The 17,620-nt window shown below is 75.4% G+C and carries 12 protein-coding genes; 11 read left to right on the top strand and 1 reads right to left on the bottom strand.

Going from position 1 to position 17,620, the window contains the following annotated elements:
• The first annotated feature begins 24 nt into the window (after positions 1 to 24).
• Positions 25 to 1,188, top strand: a complete 1,164-nt coding sequence (locus tag PS467_RS40150) for a M20 family metallopeptidase (protein WP_311039446.1) — start codon at positions 25 to 27, stop codon at positions 1,186 to 1,188.
• A gap of 377 nt (positions 1,189 to 1,565) precedes the next feature.
• Here the strand turns inward: PS467_RS40150 and PS467_RS40145 are convergent, their stop codons facing one another.
• Complete coding sequence (locus PS467_RS40145) at positions 1,566 to 2,945, bottom strand: COG1470 family protein (RefSeq protein ID WP_311039445.1); 1,380 nt, start codon at positions 2,943 to 2,945, stop codon at positions 1,566 to 1,568.
• Between the two features lie 306 nt (positions 2,946 to 3,251).
• Here PS467_RS40145 and PS467_RS40140 point away from each other — a divergent pair, with 306 nt between their 5' ends.
• From PS467_RS40140 to PS467_RS40095, 10 genes are all read left to right on the top strand, one after another.
• Positions 3,252 to 3,974 (top strand): helix-turn-helix transcriptional regulator, encoded by a 723-nt coding sequence (locus tag PS467_RS40140; RefSeq protein ID WP_268976625.1) that lies wholly within the window; start codon positions 3,252 to 3,254, stop codon positions 3,972 to 3,974.
• A gap of 187 nt (positions 3,975 to 4,161) precedes the next feature.
• Complete coding sequence (locus PS467_RS40135) at positions 4,162 to 7,263, top strand: hypothetical protein (RefSeq protein WP_311039444.1); 3,102 nt, start codon at positions 4,162 to 4,164, stop codon at positions 7,261 to 7,263.
• Complete coding sequence (locus tag PS467_RS40130; RefSeq protein ID WP_311039443.1) at positions 7,260 to 8,003, top strand: Pvc16 family protein; 744 nt, start codon at positions 7,260 to 7,262, stop codon at positions 8,001 to 8,003. Before PS467_RS40135 ends, PS467_RS40130 begins: the two co-directional genes overlap by 4 nt.
• Positions 8,004 to 8,482: 479 nt before the next feature.
• Positions 8,483 to 10,516: an ATP-binding protein gene (locus PS467_RS40125; protein WP_311040097.1), complete on the top strand. Its 2,034-nt coding sequence runs from the start codon at positions 8,483 to 8,485 to the stop codon at positions 10,514 to 10,516.
• A 340-nt stretch (positions 10,517 to 10,856) separates the two neighbouring features.
• Positions 10,857 to 12,440 (top strand): phage tail sheath family protein, encoded by a 1,584-nt coding sequence (locus PS467_RS40120; protein ID WP_311039442.1) that lies wholly within the window; start codon positions 10,857 to 10,859, stop codon positions 12,438 to 12,440.
• Positions 12,441 to 12,473: 33 nt separating this feature from the next.
• Positions 12,474 to 12,914, top strand: a complete 441-nt coding sequence (locus tag PS467_RS40115) for a phage tail protein (protein ID WP_268976621.1) — start codon at positions 12,474 to 12,476, stop codon at positions 12,912 to 12,914.
• Positions 12,911 to 13,405, top strand: a complete 495-nt coding sequence (locus tag PS467_RS40110; RefSeq protein ID WP_311039441.1) for a hypothetical protein — start codon at positions 12,911 to 12,913, stop codon at positions 13,403 to 13,405. Before PS467_RS40115 ends, PS467_RS40110 begins: the two co-directional genes overlap by 4 nt.
• Complete coding sequence (locus PS467_RS40105; protein WP_268976619.1) at positions 13,402 to 13,560, top strand: DUF6760 family protein; 159 nt, start codon at positions 13,402 to 13,404, stop codon at positions 13,558 to 13,560. Before PS467_RS40110 ends, PS467_RS40105 begins: the two co-directional genes overlap by 4 nt.
• A gap of 1,132 nt (positions 13,561 to 14,692) precedes the next feature.
• A complete protein-coding gene (locus PS467_RS40100) occupies positions 14,693 to 16,924 on the top strand; it encodes a hypothetical protein (RefSeq protein WP_311039440.1) in 2,232 nt (743 codons plus the stop codon).
• Positions 16,925 to 17,119: 195 nt separating this feature from the next.
• Positions 17,120 to 17,545 carry a phage tail protein gene (locus PS467_RS40095; RefSeq protein ID WP_268976616.1) on the top strand — a complete coding sequence of 142 codons (426 nt, stop codon included), beginning with the start codon at positions 17,120 to 17,122 and terminating at the stop codon, positions 17,543 to 17,545.
• Positions 17,546 to 17,620 lie beyond the last annotated feature (75 nt).

Genomic DNA, 17,620 nt, shown 5'->3' with positions numbered 1-17,620 from the left:
CCACCCCTGGAACGAGGTGCGACCATGGCTGACATCAACGGACGCGTCAAGCGCGAGTTCGAGAAGAACCTCGACCTGGTGACCGAGCTCTCGCACAGGATCAGCGCCCATCCCGAGCCGGCTTTCGAGGAGTACGCGACATCGGCGGCGATCGTCGCGGCTCTTGAGAACAGCGGTGACTTCACGATCGAGAAAGGAGTGGCCGACCTGCCAACGGCATTCGTGGCGTCGGCCGGATCCGGTGACCTGGTGTTCGGCGTCTGCGCGGAGATGGACGCCCTCCCCGGCATCGGCCACGGTTGTGGTCACAACGTCATCGCCGCGTCGGCCGTGGGTGCCGCGCTGGCGCTGGCCCCGTTCGCCGATGAGCTCGGACTGACGGTGCGGGTCTTCGGTACACCTGCCGAGGAAAGCGGAACCGGCAAGGAGATCATGGTGAACCGCGGCGTCTTCGACGGGACCCACGCGGCCATCATGGTTCACCCCTCGCTGAAGGATGTCGTCACCCCGCAACTCCGCGCCGCGCGGTCCTGGCGCATGACGTACACGGGTCGTGGAGGGCATGCGTCACGGCCGTGGAGTGCGCTGAACGCCGCCGACGCGACGGTCGTCGCCCAGACCGCCATCGGTCTGCTGCGCCAGCAGCTGCGCGACGGCATCAGGGTGCATCACGTCGTGAAGGAAGCCGGGTCGGCCGTCAATGTCATCGCGGACCACGCCGTGGTCGACTGCATGATCCGCGCTGACACGATCAATGAGGTCGATGAGGTGTGGGAGCGGGTGCGACGGTGCTTCGACGCCGGAGCCATCGCCACCGGGACCGGTGTGGAGTTCACGTCCTTGCCCTCCGTCTACCGCGAGTTCCGTCACGACCAGGACCTGGCCCCCATCTTCGAGTCCCACGCGAAGGCCATCGGCCGGACCTTCCCCGACTATCCCGACAAGACGTTCGGGTCGACCGACATGGGCAACGTCTCCCTGCGGATCCCCGCGCTGCACCCCATGCTGTCGTTCGATCTTCCGACCGAGGAAGGCAATCACACCGCCGCCTTCGCGGCCGCTGCGGCAGGCCCCGAGGGCGACCGGTTCGTTCACGACGGCGGATTGGCCATGGCACTGACGATCGCGGACGTCGCGCGGTCGGAGCCGGTCCGCAGGCGACTGATCGGCCGGGCCTCCACCAGCTGAAGAGGCAGCCGCAAGGGCACCGCAGATGCCGGAACGGCAGCGGTGGCGCGGGGCCGGCCACGATGTCGTGGTCGTACCCGTGGTCGGCGTACAGCGCGCTGGTCTCGCGGCGGGGCCGTCCCCGCCACAAGGCCGTGGTGGCGAAGAGCAGCGTGCCGCCGGGGGCGACAGCTTCCGGAAGGGCCGCGCGGCGCCGAGTGGCGCTCGCCCGCTGGGGGCGGCCGCCGCGCCGGCAGACCCAGCAGTGTCGGTGCCCGGGAAGCGGACGCTGTTTTCGGACGAGCGTCATTGTTTTTCATACGTCTTCCGGTCATCCGCCGTGGGCCCGCCTTCCTCACGGCGTCACAGGTGCCCAACAATGTCCCGGCAGGCGCACTTCATCGCTTCGTGCGACTGAGCTCTCCGCTCACGTTCAGGACCTCGTGGCACTCCCGCGCCCGACGCCCGGTGGCCGGGATGCCCGGCTTGTCGCAGGTCACCTCGACGGTCACGGTGTCGTTCTCGGCGATCTGGATGGGGGTGACCCAGTGGTAGTCCTGGTTGCGGAAGGTCTCCAGCGCAATCGTCGTGATCTTGCGATTGCCGAAGGTGATGGTCATCACGCCCTCGTCGCCCTGGAAGTTCGCGACGACGATGTCGGTGATCCCGAAGGCCGTGTCCTCGGGCACCCGGTAGGTGCCGGTCTTCTTCGCCCCCGCGGCCGTCCGCACGTCGATGGTCCGCGAACTCTGCTCAACGCCGGCCGTGCGGCCGGTGCCCCCGCCGGATCCGGACGAGGCGCCGGGGCCCGATCCGCCGGGCTCGGGCTGCCCGTTCTGCCCGCCGGTCTCCTGCCCTCCGGGCTGGGTCGGCGCACCGTCCCCGGCGCCGGCTCCCGGGGACTGCCCGCCTTGGTCGCCGAGGCCGGGGCGGGACTGGACGGTCTTATTGGCCGCCTTCTCTGCGGCGCTGCGCACCGCGGGGCGGACCAGGGCGAACCAGGCGAGCACCAGTGCGATGAGCGCCGCGAGCACCGCGAGCAGCCACTTGGAGAAGACCGGGATCTGGACGAACTCCGCGTCCAGCGGCGCCTGGACGGCGGGTGGGGCCGCGTCCCGCCGCGCCTCCTCCCGCCGTGCCGCGTCCTGATCACCGGTCTCGGTGGTGTGCACGGTGAAGGGCCACACCACGGGCGCGCCGAACCATACGGGCTTGCCGGTACGGACCCGCAGCCGGACCTCCGTCGACTCGCCGGGCTCCAGCTTCGGCCCCGTCGGGCTGAAGGCGAACCCCAGCTCCTCACCCGCCTGACCGGGGGTGAAGCCCACCCGCACCGGGGTGTTGCCCTGGTTGCGCACCGCGAGCCGGTAGCGGCCGCGCAGCCAGCCGCGCCGGCGGCGCGGGGCCAGTTCGGTGCGCAGCTCGTGGAACTCCTCGATGTGCACGGTGGTCTCGGGGACCCGGACCGACTCGGGATGCTGGTTCGGCAGCACCCGAACGCCCAGGGGCACCGCGCCGGCCCCGATCTCCGGGGACCGCGGCGGCTCCAGACGGAGCGTCACCGTCTCGGAGGTGCCGGGGTAGAGGGAGACCCGCGCGGGTTCCACGGTGGTCCAGGGGGCACAGTCGCCGACGGCCTCCAGATCGTATGCCTCGACGATGTCGCTGTCGTTGCGGACGGTCAGGGTGGTCGTGGCGGTGCCGCCGGGCGCCACCGTCACCGCCGGGATCTCGAGACCCGGCGCGCCGGCGCCGGACGAGGCTGCAGAAGGCGTCACGCCACCACGGTAGGAACGCGCCCGGGGCGCCACGAGGAACGCGGGGGCAACGTCCGGGCACGCGCGCTGCCCCGGAAGCCGCCGCCCTGCGCTCAACGCGAATGAGATCGTGATGCGGCCCCGCCCTGCCCGCCGCGCCGCCCCGCGGCGCCCGGCCCGCCCCGTGCCCGTCCCGGCTTCCTCCCCTTTCCCCGCCAGGCCCTCCGTTCCGCTCCCCGTCGTTCCTGCTCCTGATCCTCCTGATCCTCGCGATCCTCCTGGTTCTGACTTTCCTTTCCCCGAACTCGAGAGACAGGTATCCGCACCATGTCCCGTTCAGAGGAAACCAGCCGCACCCCGTCCGCCGCCGCGACGCCCGTGCCCGCCCGGTCCCGGGCGGTACGGTGGCCCTCCGGTCCGGGCCGTCCGGACCGGGTGACCGTCGCGATCTACGCCGCCGATCCGGTGCTGCGCGTCGGCGTCGTCCACCAGCTGCGCCAGCGCCCCGAGGTCGATCTGCTCGACGACGCCGACGCCGGGCACGCCCAGGTGTCGCTGGTGGTCGTGGACGGTGTCGACGACGACGTGGCCGCCCTGCTGCACCGGCTGCGGCACAACCCCGCCACCCGCACGGGTCTGGTGGTCGGCACCCTCGGGGCCGGCGCGCTGCAACGGGTCATCGAATGCGGTGTCGCGGCGGTGCTCCGGCGCGCCGAGGCCGGTCAGGACCAGCTCCTGCACCTGATCCTGGCGATCGCCAAGGGCGAGGGGGTGCTGCCCGGCGACCTGCTCGGCACGCTCCTGGCCCAGGTGAGCAGACTTCAGCGGTCCGCGCTCGACCCGCAGGGCCCCGCCCTGTCCACGCTGACCACGCGCGAGGCCGACATGTTACGGCTGGTGGCGGACGGCCTGGACACTGCCGAGATCGCACGCAAGACCGCGTACTCCGAACGGACCGTCAAGAACGTGCTGCACGAGGTCATCGCCCGGCTGCAACTGCGCAACCGGGCCCACGCCGTCGGCTACGCGCTGCGCAACGGGCTGATCTGACGGCGGCCGGGCCCTGGGCGCTGCCCGAACGCACACCGCGCGTTTCCCCCGGGTACGTCCCTGCCACCCTGCCGCGCCGCGCACGGCGGGGCGCAGGATGGCGGGGGCATGGCCGTACCGGAGTGTGAGGGGGACCGTGATGGGCACCGCTGCGTCCGGTGGGCGGTACCGCCTGGGGAGACTCGGCATGTCGTGGCTGCTGATCGTTCCGCTGCTCACCGTGACGGCGGCCTCCGGGAGCGGCAGCGCCGAGCCCGCTCCCGGGCCGGTGGTGAAGGACGCCGCGGACACCCGGGTCGCCTACGCCGGTACCCGGCACCGCAGTCTGGGCCGGGTCACCGGGGAGGAGTCCAGCGAGCCGCTGTTCGGCGCGGGGCCGGCCCACTTCGACGTCCAGCCGTCCGCCCTCGGCGACGCGATGGTGTTCGCCGGCCGCCGCGACGAGAAGAACCCGCAGATCTATCTGCGGTCCGCCGACGGGTCGGTGCGCCGCCTCACCAGCGGCCGGGACGCGGCGCACCCCCGGCTGACGCCGGACGGCCGGTCCGTTGTGTTCGACTCGGCCGAGCCGGGCGGGCCGGACGGCGGGACCCAGCGCGACCTGTGGCTGGTGCACACCGACGGCACCGGGCTGCGGCGGCTGACCGACACCCCCGCCAACGATGAGTTCCCCACGGTCTCCCCCGACGGACTGCGCCTGGCGTACTCCTGCGACAGCGATCCGCCCGCCGGACAGCAGATCTACGTCCGGCCCCTGGACGGCGGCACCGCCACGCGGATCACCGACCCGGCGAACGGCACGGCCACCGAACCGGTGTGGAACCCGGTCGACGACCCCGCCCACCGGGACCGGATCGCGTACACGTCCACCTCCACGGGCGGGCCCCGGCTGCGGGTGACGGACGGACGCACCGACGAACCGCTGCTCACGGGTGTGCCGGAGGGCTGGCGCAGCCACGCGGCGGCATGGCTGCCCGACGGGAACGGACTGCTGTTCCTCAGCCCGGACCGCACGTGCGACTGCAAGGGCGACTGGGACCACGTGTACGCGGTGCGCTCGCCCTCCGGCGGGCCCGAGCTGGTGCTCAGCGAGGACCGGGAAGTCCTCTCGCCCACCTGGCTCGGCCCCCTCGACGGCGGCTCGGTGGTGGTGCAGCGCACCTCCGCCCCCACGGTGCGGACGGCGACGTTGCAGGACATCCGGATGGACGGGGTCGACCCACGCGACCTGGGGCCGACCATCCTCGACGAGGACCCGGAAGCCGATACCAACACCGACCCCACCCGGGACCCCCTGTTCCAGCCCCGGCCGGGCTACGACCCGTGGACCGAGCGCCAGAACTACACCCCCGACGGGCGCGGGCTGGTGGTGACGAGGTTCGAGGACGAACGGGACACCCGTGTCGAGCGTATCTGGACGGCGGATGCGGAGGGCTCCCAGGCGGCGCCCCTGCCGCTCGCCGGGGGCGGCCCGGGAGACTGGGACACCGATCCGACGTTCTCCCCGGACGGCAGATACCTCGCCTTCACCCGCACTTCCCCGGGCGGTACCGGCGACGGGGCGGGCCCCGGCCGCATCCTGATCGCGGACGTGGCCACCGGCGCGATCCGCGGCGAGATCACCCCGCCGGCCGGGCAGGGCCAGGGCGGGGACGCCCAGCCCACCTGGTCCTCCGACGGCACCACCCTGGCCTTCACCCGGGACCAGGTGATCTACGGGACCGGCGGCAGCAAGCACGTGTGGACCGTGCCCGTGGACCACCTGGACCGGCAGCGCGATCTGAGCGCCACGTTCTGCCCGGGAAACTGCCAGGTCATCGACGACAGCCCGGCGTTCTCACCGGACGGGCGCACCGTCGCGTTCAACCGCAAGAACGGCGGCGGCCGGGTCGACGAGCGCAACGGCCTCCTCCTGGCGTCCGTCTCCGGCGACGACTGCCGGGTCCTGCTGCCCGCCGCCGCCCGCGACCTCCCCGACGCCTGCCACGGGGAGCTGCCGGACACCTCGGCCACCGGCCCGTTCCAGCCGCGCGACGCCGCCTGGACGGCCGACGGCACGGCCCTGGTGTTCAGCTCCCGCGAGGCCCTGCCGCCCAACAGCCCCGAGAAGCTACGGCTGGTGGACGTCGCCTCCGGTAGCGTCACCCCGCTCACCGCCGGCCTCCCGGGCCGGCAGAAGGAGCCCAGCGTCCGGCAGTCCGTGGACCTCGCCGTCCGCGCGCCCGGCAGCGTTCCGGCGGTCACGGTCGGCCGCTCCACCACGGTCCGCGTGGACGTGGTGAACAACGGCCCCGCCGCCTCCCCCGGCACCCGCCTCACCGCCACCCCGCCGCCCGGGGTGCGGATCACCGGACTGACCCGGCCCGGCGGGACCTGCGACGCCGCCTCCCTCCAGTGCGACATCGGCGTGGTACCGCCGGGCGCCACCGTCCCGGTGACCGTCACCCTCACCGGGGTCACCCCCGGCCCGGCGCCGGTCGACTGGTCGGTTACCGGCGCCGTGCTGGACCCGCGGCCCGACGACAACACCGGCCGGACCGTGGTGCCGGTGCGCGAGGCCACCCGGCCGCCGACCCCGACGCCCACCCCCACCCCGCCGACGACCGCTCCCCCGCCGGCCCCGCCCCCGCCACAGGAGCCCGCGGCCGGGCCCGGGGTGCGGATCACGGCCCAGCCCAACCCGGGCTACGTCGGCGGCCGCGTCGTGGTGACGTACACCGTGCGCAACGGGCGGAACGCGCTGGCCACCGGGTTGCGGCTGCGCATCGGCCCGCCCCGGGGCATCCCGGCCGACGGGCCGCCGCCGGGCTGCGACCGCGCCTGGGTCTGCGCCCTGCCGGACCTGGCCCCGGGCGCGCGGGCCGGCCTCACCGTCGTCCTGAGCCCCGACAAGGCGCTGACCGCGTACACCACGGCCACGCTCACCACGACCGGGACGGACGCCGACCCGCGCGACAACACCGCCCGTACCCGGCTGCGGATCCTCCAGCCGCGGATCGTCGCCGTGCCGCCGATCGGCAAGCCCGGCTTCGTCACCTCGGTGCGCGGCAAGGACTTCCCGCCGGGCGCGCCGGTGCGGTTCACCTGGAAACCGGGGATCACCGCGGCGGCGGCGCCGACCGTACCGCTGCCGGACGGCACGTTCATCGGCCAACTGCTCATCCTCGCCAAGGATCAGACCGGACCGCGGACCATCACCGCCAGGGGCCCGGGATTCTCCCCGGTGCGGACCGACTTCCTGGTCGTCAGCGGCACCGTACAGCCGCCGGACGAGGTGACCCGGCGATGATCCACGAGGTGGACGAGGGGCTGCGCCGCCTGCTCGGCGAGTGCGCACTGGAGGCGTCGGGCATCGAGGTGGTGTTCGACGCGCCCACCCGGGACTGGGCGGCGCGCCGCAGCGCCCCCACGGTCTGCGTGTTCCTCTACGACATCCGCGAGGACGCCACGCGGCGCGGCGCCGGGGACCGGGAGGTGTACGACGCGGACGGCCACGTGGTGGCGCGGCGGGCCCCGGCGCGCTGGTTCACGCTGACGTACCTGGTCACGGCGTGGGCGAACCGGCCGCAGGACGAACACCGGCTGCTCTCGCAGGTACTCGCCTGCCTGGTGGCCACCGAGACGCTGCCCGCGCGGCTGCTCACCGGCTCCCTCGCCGAACTCGGCCTGACCGTGGGCCTGGACACCGCGGAGGCCGGGCTCGACGCGCCGACCGCCGCCGATGTGTGGTCGGCGCTCGGCGGGGAGCTGAAGGCGTCGCTCGGGGTGCGGGTGCGGGCGCCGCTGGCCGGGATCAGCACCGCCGTCGCGCCACCGGTCACCGAGGGACTGGTGGCGCGCTCCGCGGCCCGGGACAGTGGCGGGGACGCGACACCGGGGCGCCGGCTGCGCTACCCGGGCACGACCGACCCGGGCCCGTACGGCTTCGCCGGCCCGCGCGAGCGGCAGCCCGTCCCCGCCCGGCGGCGCCGCCGAGGAGACCATCGGGACGACAGCCGGGGAGACGACCAGGGAGACCGCCGGCCGTGACGCACACCGCCGAACCCGTCGCCGCCCGGCCCGACCCGGCGCGCGAACCTGGCACCGGGGCCCCGCCCGAAGCCTCGGACGAGGCCCCGCCCCAGGCCCCGCCCGAAGCCCCGCCCGAGGCCCGGGACGAGCCACGGACCGAGGCCGTACCCGACGGCCGGACCGCCGACGGTGTCACCGGCCACCCACCCAGCGCCAGACCCGACGCATGGCCCGGCACTGCGCCCGGCACCTGGCCCGAGACACCACCCGGCGCCAGACCCGACACCCCACCGCCCGCCGAGCGGGGCACCGACGCCGCACCCGGCGCATGGCCCGGCACCGCGTCCGGCACCCGGCCCGAGACACCACCCGGCGCCAGACCCGACACCCCACCGCCCGCCGAGCGGGGCACCGACGCCGCACCCGGCGCATGGCCCGCCACCGCTCTCGGCACCCCGCCCGGTGGGGGCGCTGTCGAGGGGGCCGGGGACGCGTATCTGTGGGCACGGTTCCGGCTGGTCGAGGAGCGGGTCCGGGAGGCCGTGGCGGCGCGGCGTGCCCTCGATCCCGACCCCGACGACCCGTACCGGGGGCAGTACCTCTCCCCGGAGGCGGTCGCCCGTCTCCTGGACCGGCCGAACGGGCTCGGACCGGCCGCCCCCGAGCCGCCGTCCCCGCCGCCCGGCTCGGTCCTGGCCCGTCTCGCGGCCGACTTCGGCTTGTCGCCGTTGGACGCGGACCTGCTCCTGGTCGCGGTGGCGCCCGATCTGGACTCCCGGTACGAACAGCTCTACGGCTATCTCAACGACGACCTGACGCGCCGTCGCCCCACGGTCGGGCTCGCTCTCGAACTGTGCGGGGCCGGCGGGGTGTCACCCGCACGGTTCCGGCTCTCGCCCGGCGCGCCGCTGATCGCGGGCGGTCTGCTGGAGGTCACCGAGCCGGACCGGCCGCCGCTGTCCCGCGTCGTGCGGGTGCCCGACCGCGTCACCGCCCATCTGCTCGGCCACCCGGCGCCCGACGCGCGGCTCATCGGGGTGCTCGCCGCGGCCTGCCCGGACCCGACCGCCGAGGCGGCCGAGACGGACCACGCGGCCGCCGCGGCCGGAACCGGCACCGGCCATGTCCATCTGCGCAGCCGGGGCGGCGACGCCGAGGGGCTGGCCGCCGCCGCGCTGCGCGCCCGTGGTCTCGGTCCGCTGGTGCTGGACCCGGCGGCGCTCGCCCGGCGCGCCGGCGAGGTGCCGGAACTCGCCCGGGTCACCGCCCTGGAGGCGCGGCTGACCGGCGCCGGGGTCCTCCTCGGCCCGCTGGAGTCGCTGCCCGGCGAACCCGCCGGACGGGCTCGCGTCCTGCGGGCGGTGTGCGACGCGCTGCGCGGCGTCCCCCTGTTCACGTACGGCGCCACCGGATGGGATCCGGCGTGGGCGGCCGACTCGCCCGTCACCCTGACGGTCACGGCGCCCACACCTGAGCGGCAGGCCGCGCGCTGGCGGCACGCGCTGGACCGGGCCGCCGGGGACGGGCGCGCGACCGGCGACGCGGACGCACTGGCTCGGGCGGTCGCCGCCCACCGCCTGGACTCCGGGCAGCTGCGCCGCGCCGCCGACGTGGCGGTGCGCACGGCCGCCCTCGGCGGGCGTACGGTCGGCCCCGACGATCTGCGGGCCGCCGTACGGGCCCAGAACGGTGCCGGGCTCGACCGGCTCGCCCGCCGGGTGGAGCCGTCCGTCGGCTGGGACGACCTCGTCCTGCCGCGGCCGACCCACCGGCGGCTGCGCGACCTCGCGGTGCGCGCCCGCCACCGCGATCAGGTGCTCGGGCAGTGGGGGATGCGGCCCGGCGGCGGCCGGGGCCGCGGCGTGATCGCGCTGTTCGCAGGCGAGTCGGGCACCGGCAAGACCATGTCCGCCGAGGTCGTCGCGGCCGATCTGGGCATGGACCTGTACGTGGTGGACCTGTCCACGGTCGTCGACAAGTACGTCGGGGAGACCGAGAAGAATCTGGAGCGGATCTTCACCGAGGCGTCGGTGGTCAACGGGGTGCTGCTCTTCGACGAGGCCGACGCCATCTTCGGCAAGCGCTCGGAGGTGAAGGACGCGCACGACCGGCACGCCAACATCGAGTCGGCGTATCTGCTCCAGCGCATGGAGTCGTTCGACGGGATCGCGGTGCTGACCACCAACATGCGGGCCAACCTGGACGAGGCGTTCACGCGCCGTCTGGACGTGGTGGCCGACTTCCCGGTGCCCGACGCCGGCCGGCGCCTCGCCCTGTGGGAACGGTGCCTGGGTGACCGACTGCCCCGCGCCGCCGACGTGGACCTCGCCTTCTGCGCGGACCGCTTCGAGCTGGCCGGCGGCTCGATCCGGGCCTGCGCGGTGACCGCGGCCTACCTCGCGGCGGAGTCGGGCGGCCCGCTGACCATGCGACTGCTGGTGACGGCGGTCGCCCAGGAGTACCGCAAGCTCGGACGGCTGGTACTGGAGGGCGAGTTCGGGCCGTATCTGGGGGCGGCCAACGAGGCGTGAAGGGCGCCCACCCCTGGCTCGCTCGCCCCCGCCGCTTCCACCGCCTCCTCCTGCTCTCCGCTCGTCCGTCTCCGTCCGCTGGACGGCGGTCCCGTGGCCGGGGCTCGCCGGGCCCGGGGCCTCGTTCCCCCGTGCCGGTCGCGGGGGACCACGGGTGTCCAGGCCCGCACAGGCAGAGCCGAGGGCAAGGCCGGGTGACGGCCGGACAAGGCAGGCGGGGCGTTCGGAAAGGCAGCCGGCCTGCCCCCGGAGAGGGACCCGGGCCCCTGCCGTCCCAAGGGACCCACCGATGAGACTCGGCCCGGACACAAGTGGGCTGTCAGGACGTGAAGGAGCCGGAATGCCGACGTACCTCACCCCGGGCGTGTACGTGGAGGAGGTGCAGTCCGGTGCCCGGCCCATCGAAGGGGTCGGCACCGCCGTCGCCGCGTTCGTCGGGTTCGCTCAGAGCGGCCCGTTCCACACGCCGACGCTGGTCACCGGCTGGGACCAGTACACCCAGTCGTTCGGTGGCTTCACCGAGGGGACGTATCTCGCCCATGCGGTGTACGGGTACTTCGCCAACGGCGGCGGCGCCGCGTACATCGTGCGGATCGGCGGTTCCGCCGAGGACACCTCCGCGCCCGCGGCCGCCACCGGCCCGCGGCGGCGCGGGGAGACCCCGGCGGCGGAGCCGGTGGAGCTGGGCGGCTTCCTGGTGGCGGCCCGGCCGGGGGTCACCGGGGTGTCGGTGGAGGTGGCCGACGCCGAGGGGGAGAACCCGCCCGAGGACCGCTTCACGCTCCTGGTGCGCCAGGGCGACCAGGTGGTGGAGCGGTACGAGGCCTCCACCCGCAAGAACGTCAAGGGGTATCTGGTCACCCAGGCCCGCTCCTCGAAGCTGATCGAGGTCACCGAGCAGCGGCCCGCCGCCCAGAGCAGGCCCGCGACCGGGACCGTGGCGGTGCCCGACGGACCGGCCGCACCCGTCGCCCCCGCCACGCCCGGCGGGTCCGGCTCCGGCGACGTGGTGCGCCTGGACCCGGCCGAGTACGTGGGGGACGCCGCCGCCCGCACAGGCTTCGGCGGCCTGGAGACCATCGACGAGATCACGATGGTCGCGGTGCCGGATCTGATGAGCGCCTACGAGCGCGGCGCCCTCGACGCCGAGGGCGTGCGCACCGTACAGCTCGCCGTGATCGCGCACTGCGAGCAGATGGGCGATCGGGTGGCCGTCCTGGATCCCCCGCCGCGCCTCTCGGCCCAGCAGGTCCGCGCCTGGCGCAACGACGAGGCGGGCTACGACTCCCGGTACGCCGCCCTGTACTACCCGTGGGTGCGGGTCTTCGACCCGGCCGCCGGACGCAACACCACCGTCCCGCCGAGCGGCCACATCGCCGGGGTGTGGGCGCGCAGCGACGCCGAGCGCGGTGTGCACAAGGCGCCCGCCAACGAGGTGGTGCGGGGCGCGGTGGACCTCGAACTGCGGCTCAGCAAGGGCGAGCAGGACCTGCTCAACCCGATCGGGGTGAACTGCGTACGGGCCTTCCCCGGCCGGGGCATCCGGGTGTGGGGCGCCCGCACCTTGTCCTCCGACCCGGCCTGGCGGTACCTGAACGTGCGGCGGCTGTTCAACTACCTGGAGGAGTCGATCCTCCTGGGCACCCAGTGGGTGGTCTTCGAACCGAACGACGACCGGCTGTGGTCGAGCATCCGGCGCAACGTCACCGCGTTCCTCACCGAGGAGTGGCGGCGCGGCGCGCTGTTCGGCCGCACCGCCGACGAGGCGTTCTATGTGCGGTGCGACCGCGACAACAACCCGCAGGAGTCCATCGACCAGGGCCGGGTCGTCTGCGAGATCGGCGTCGCGCCGGTCAAGCCCGCGGAGTTCGTGGTGTTCCGGCTGGCCCAGTTCTCCGACAGCACCAGCCTCATCGACGAGTGACCCGCGGATCGCAAGGAGAGGTGACGGACAGTCATGGCAGAGGGTGACGCTCTTTCCACCCACGTCTTCGGCGTGCAGCTCGGCGGCTATCTGGTCGAGTCGATTCAGGAGATCAGCGGGCTGACGGTCGAGGAGGAGGTCGTCGAGGTACGCCAGGTCAGCTCGGAGGGCAAACAGATCATCCGCAAGCAGCCCGGCGCCCGGCAGGCCGGAGAGGTCACGATCACCCGGGGACTCGACAAGAGCAGCGAGTTCACCGAGTGGATCAAGGAGACGCTGAACAAGGGCGCCGTGGACGCCGCCCGGCAGAACCTCACCATCGAGATCAAGGACTCCGAGGGCACCACCGTCCGGCGCATCCAGCTCATGCAGGGCTGGGCGTCCAAATGGGAGGGCCCGTCGCTGAAGGCGGGCGAGTCGGCCGCGGCCACCGAGACGGTGACGATCGTCTTCGAGGAGATCGTGGTCGAATGAGGCGCCGTACGGTGACCGCGGGCAACCTGGAGGAGATCCTCCAGGTGACGGCGCCCGCTCCCGCCCCGGAGCAGACGGCGGCGGCCCCGGCGACTCCGGCCACGTCCGGGGAGGACCACGGGCTGCGGACGGAGTTCGCGTTCGAGTTGCCACGCGGGTACGTGGACGAGACGGGCGCGGTCCACCGCCACGGCACCATGCGGCTGGCCACCGCCCGGGACGAGCTGCGGCCCCAGATCGACCTGCGGGTCAAGGAGAACCCGGCGTACCTGAGCGTGGTGCTGCTCAGCCAGGTGATCACCCGGCTCGGCACCCTCACCGATGTGCACGCCGGGATCGTGGAGCGGATGTACGCCACGGACGTCGCCTTCCTCCAGGACTTCTACCGCCGCGTCAACAGCGAGGGCCACACCCGCGCCGCGGTGACCTGCCCGCACTGCGAGGGCGGCTTCGAGGTCGACCTCTCGGGTGGGCGCCTGGGGGAATCGTGACGTACGCCCTTCCCCGGCTCCGGGAGGAGATCGCGTACATCGCCTACCACTTCCACTGGCCCCGCGCGGAGATCCTCGACCTGACCCACGACGAGCGCCGGCAGTGGGTGGCCGAGATCGCCCGGATCAACACGCGTGTGAACGAAGGTGGCTGAGCGGATGGCATGGCTGCACAGACGGCGCCGGCGCCCCGCCGCCCGCACGGCGGAACCTGCGGGGACGGCGGGTCCTGGGGCCGGGCTGGATTCCGGGGCCGGGCTGGGTTCCGGTCGGGGCGGGCGGTCGGACGACGGGGTGAGCCCCGGCGCGTCCGAAGTGCCGGGGCCGTCCGTGCCGGGTGACTGGGACGGCGGATGGCGCCGTACCGCGCCGCCGCACCTCACCGTGGCCCGCACCCCGCTCGCCGTCAGCGACGGCCTCGCCTTCCGCGCGAGCCTCGCGGCCTGGCAGAACCCGTCGTTCGACGCCGGTCTCGGCCACGCTCTGCTCCCCACCGCCCCGGCCGGACTGCTGCGCGGCGTCACCCGCCCGGCCGCTCCCCGGTCCGCTCCGAGCGGCGGGGGGCCGCTGCTGCTCCGCGCCGTGCGTCCGGAGGGAGCGGCCGCCTCCGACGGCGGTACCCCGGACGCCGCGCCGGACGCCCGGACACCGGGGGTCGCGGGTGCTGCGCGGGCCGGGGGCGCCGGCGGGGCCGCGGGGCGCTCGCGTGCGGGTGCGCGACCGTCCGGCCCCGGACGGACCGGGCCGGGAGCGCCCGGTCCTGCCGCGTCCGGTCCTGCCGCGTCCGGTCCTGGCGCGTCCGGTGCGGTCACGTCCGGTTCCGTCACGTCCGGTTCCGCCGCGTCCGGTTCCGCCACGTCCGGTGCCGTCACGTCCGGTGCCGTCATATCCGGTTCCGCCACGTCTGGTTCCGCCACGTCCGGTGCCGTCATATCCGGTTCCGCCACGTCCGGTGCCTCTGTGCCCGGTTCCGTCACGTCCGGTGCCCCTGCGCCCGGTCCGGTCGGGACCCGGCCCGCTCCGTCCGGGTCGGGGCCCTCCGTCATGCGGTCTTCCCGTGACCGCTCCGGCGGCACGGGGTCCGCCGGGACCGGACCCGCCGGGACGGGCCCCGAGCCGCGGGCCGCCGTGGCGCGCCCCGTCACCGGCGCCCCTTCCGCAGACGGCGGTTCGGACACCCCGCACCGGGATCGCGGCCTCGCTCCCTCCCCTGCCGTACCGGGTGCCGGCCCGGTGGTGACCTCCGCCGGCACCGGTCGCCGGACAACTCCTCCCCAGATCCCGCTCGTGCGACGCGTGGCCGTGGTGCCGCACGCGAAGGCGTCCGTGGCCCGGTCCGCCGACGGCGGGCCCGCCGCACCGCACCGCACCGGCCAGGCCCGGCCGCCGGGCGGGTCCCGGGCCGAGGGCGGTACGCCGCCGTCCGCCGGTCCGTCCGGCCGACGCACCGCAGCAGGGACGTCGGGGACAGGTTCCGCCCGGGGAGACGGGCAGGCGGCCTCCGGCCCCGACGAGTCCGGACCGGCCGTCCCCCTCCGTCCGCTGGGGCCTTCGCCGATCGTCGCCCGGCGGCCCGCCGGACCGGTGCGCCGCCTTCCGGCACTGCGTCCGGCCACGAGCGCGACGCCCGGCGACCGGGCCACGTCCGGGGCGCCCGGCCCCACCGCCGCCCCCACGACGGCACCCACCGCCGCCACCCCGATGGCACCCGGCGACGCCACGGCACCCGGCGCCCCGCGCGCGGGAAGCCGCGCGCCCCTCGGCGCGCCGCTGAGCGAACTTCCCCCCACGGCGGCCCCGCCGCCCCCGGGCGCCTCGGCTCCGCACGCCGCACCCGGGCCGGTGGGGCCCGTCGTCCAGCGCCGCGCGGACGGCGCCACCGGCGGCCCGGTCCCGTACGACGGCGGCGCGACGCGTACGGCGCACGGCGCGCCGGACGATCCGGACGGCCCGGACGGCCCGGCGAACCCCCCGCGCCGGCCCCCGGCGCCCGGCCGCTCCGGGGCACGGGCGCGCGGCGGTCTGGGCGCGCCTCTGCCCGCCCTGCCGCCGAGCGCCGAGGCACCCGGTTCCACCGCGTCCGGCGCCCGCGCCGCCCGCACGGCTCCCGGCCCGGACGCCCAGCGCGCTCCGGCGGGACCAGGCCGCGGGCCGGGGCCGTCAACAGCACCGCCCACGGCGGGTGATCCGGCGTCGCCAGGAAGCGGCGGGACGGACCAGGCCGCCCCTCTGCTGGGGTCGGCCGATGTGCCGCACCACCTCATGGGCCATCCCCCGTCCACCGACCCGGCAGGTGACGCCGTCCGTCATGGGCCCGCGCACACACCCGCCCCACCGCTGGTCACGCCGTCCCCAGCCGCGCCGGACGCACACGACACGGACGCGTCCGGCACGGCGGGACGCGCCCAGCGACCCGGCGCCGCGGCCGCCGGACCGGGACCGGGCGCCCCCTCGCCGGTTGTCGTCGCCCGAGCGGTGGCCGCCCGCACCGGTGGCGACGGCGGCCCCGGCGTGGCCGCCCCGAGCGGCACGGCCCGCCGTGCAGCGCGCCCCGCTCAAGCGGTACCCCGCTCGCTCGCGCTGCTCGCCGCGCGTCCCCTCACCCTCGACACCCGCGCGGCGCACGGGACGGCGCCGCCTGCCGTCGCGCGACCCGGCGGCCGTCCCGTGGTGCCGGTGCGCTGGTCCGGTGGCCCGGCCACCCCCGGGGAGGCCCCCGGGAAGGCCCCCGAGGGCCCCGCGCCGTCGGTCCCGCACCCTTCCGCCACCGTTCCGGCGGCGCCACGGGTCCAGCGGGCCGCGGCCGTACGCCCCGGGCCGGTCGTTCCGGGCGTACGACAGAGCGGCGCCCTGGACCCCGTGCAGCGCGCCCCTGGCCCCGGCCAACGTGCCCTGAGCGCCGTCCAGCCCGCCCCTGTGGTCCGGCCCGCACCGCCCGGCCGGACCACGGCCGGGGACGTCACGGCGCGCACCCCGACCGCCCACGGCACCGCCGCCACCCCGGCCACCCCGGCCGCTCCGGCCACCCCCGTCGTCCGAACCGCCCCGGCCGTACCGGCCACCGCCGTACCGGACCGGCGCCCGGTGGCCACCCCGGAGGGACCGGCGCCGACGGGCCTCCCGTCGGCCACCGCGGTCCCGGCGCGGCCCGTTCCCGTGGTGCGGGCCCGGCCGGGTTCCGGGGCACACGGCGCCGCGCCAGCGACAGGTGGCGGCGGAACCGGCCGGACGGCGCCACCGGTCCAGCGTCGCGAGGCGGCGCCGGTTGGCTCCGCTGTGCCCACGGGCGGACCGGCCACGGGCGTGCCGGCCGGTGATCGGCCGGCGCGGGCCGCCGGCCCGGCCGCCTCGCCCGCGTCCGGCGCGGGCGCCGCCCAGCACCCCGACGCCCTGGAGAACCCCGGCGCCGACCTGGACGACCTGGCGCGCCGCCTGCTCGATCCGGTGGCCCGGCTGCTCCGCGCCGAACTGCGGCGCGGCCGGGAACGCATGGGCCGCCCCTACGACGGACGCCGCTGAGGCCGGGAGACGGAGGCACGGGCACATGGACAGGCACGTGAACGGGCCGATGGATGACGTCCGGACGAACGCACGGCTGAACGGACGGGTGGGCGCACGGATGAACGGACGGGTGAGCAGGCGGACAGGCGGTCGGACGGTCGGCGGGAAGGGCGAACGGGCGGGTGAACCGGCGGGTGGGCGGAGGGCGGACGCATGACGGACAGCATCTTCGCGACGAGCGTGTTCTTCCGGCTCGCCATCGGCGGCAACGACCTGGGCGCCTTCCACACCTGCTCCGGTATGGGCGCCGAGGTCGAGATGGAGAGCTACGCCGAGGGCGGCAACAACGGCTTCACCTGGCAGCTACCCGGGCGCGTCACCTGGTCGAACATCACGCTCACCCGGCCGGTCACCGCCGACACGGCCAAGATCGGCCGCTGGCTGGACGAGACGCTGCGTCGGGTGGAGCCCAAGGACGGCGAGATCGTGGCGCTGAAACCGGACTTGACCCGGATCATCAGTTGGCAGGTGTTCGGGATCGTCCCCGTGCGCTGGCAGGGGCCGTCGTTCGATCCCGCCAGCTCCGAACCCGCCGTGGAGACCCTGGAGATCGCCCACGAGGGGCTGCGTCCCTCCTGACCCCTCCCTGAGCCGACCGGCGTACCCCCGTCCCCCGGACCCGCGTACCCCGTCCCCCCTCCCCCCCCCCCAGAA

Source organism: Streptomyces luomodiensis (genome assembly GCF_031679605.1).
Lineage (GTDB): Bacteria > Actinomycetota > Actinomycetes > Streptomycetales > Streptomycetaceae > Streptomyces > Streptomyces luomodiensis.
This window is presented reverse-complemented; position numbering and strand designations above follow the sequence as displayed.

Excerpts from the sequence above, each read along its gene's own strand:
- PS467_RS40150 (WP_311039446.1), top strand. The coding sequence starts at position 25 with ATGGCTGACATCAACGGACGCGTCAAGCGCGAGTTCGAGAAGAACCTC.
- PS467_RS40135 (WP_311039444.1), top strand. The coding sequence starts at position 4,162 with ATGTCGTGGCTGCTGATCGTTCCGCTGCTCACCGTGACGGCGGCCTCC.
- PS467_RS40110 (WP_311039441.1), top strand. The coding sequence starts at position 12,911 with ATGAGGCGCCGTACGGTGACCGCGGGCAACCTGGAGGAGATCCTCCAG.
- PS467_RS40115 (WP_268976621.1), top strand. The coding sequence starts at position 12,474 with ATGGCAGAGGGTGACGCTCTTTCCACCCACGTCTTCGGCGTGCAGCTC.
- PS467_RS40095 (WP_268976616.1), top strand. The coding sequence starts at position 17,120 with ATGACGGACAGCATCTTCGCGACGAGCGTGTTCTTCCGGCTCGCCATC.
- PS467_RS40130 (WP_311039443.1), top strand. The coding sequence starts at position 7,260 with ATGATCCACGAGGTGGACGAGGGGCTGCGCCGCCTGCTCGGCGAGTGC.
- PS467_RS40120 (WP_311039442.1), top strand. The coding sequence starts at position 10,857 with ATGCCGACGTACCTCACCCCGGGCGTGTACGTGGAGGAGGTGCAGTCC.
- PS467_RS40140 (WP_268976625.1), top strand. The coding sequence starts at position 3,252 with ATGTCCCGTTCAGAGGAAACCAGCCGCACCCCGTCCGCCGCCGCGACG.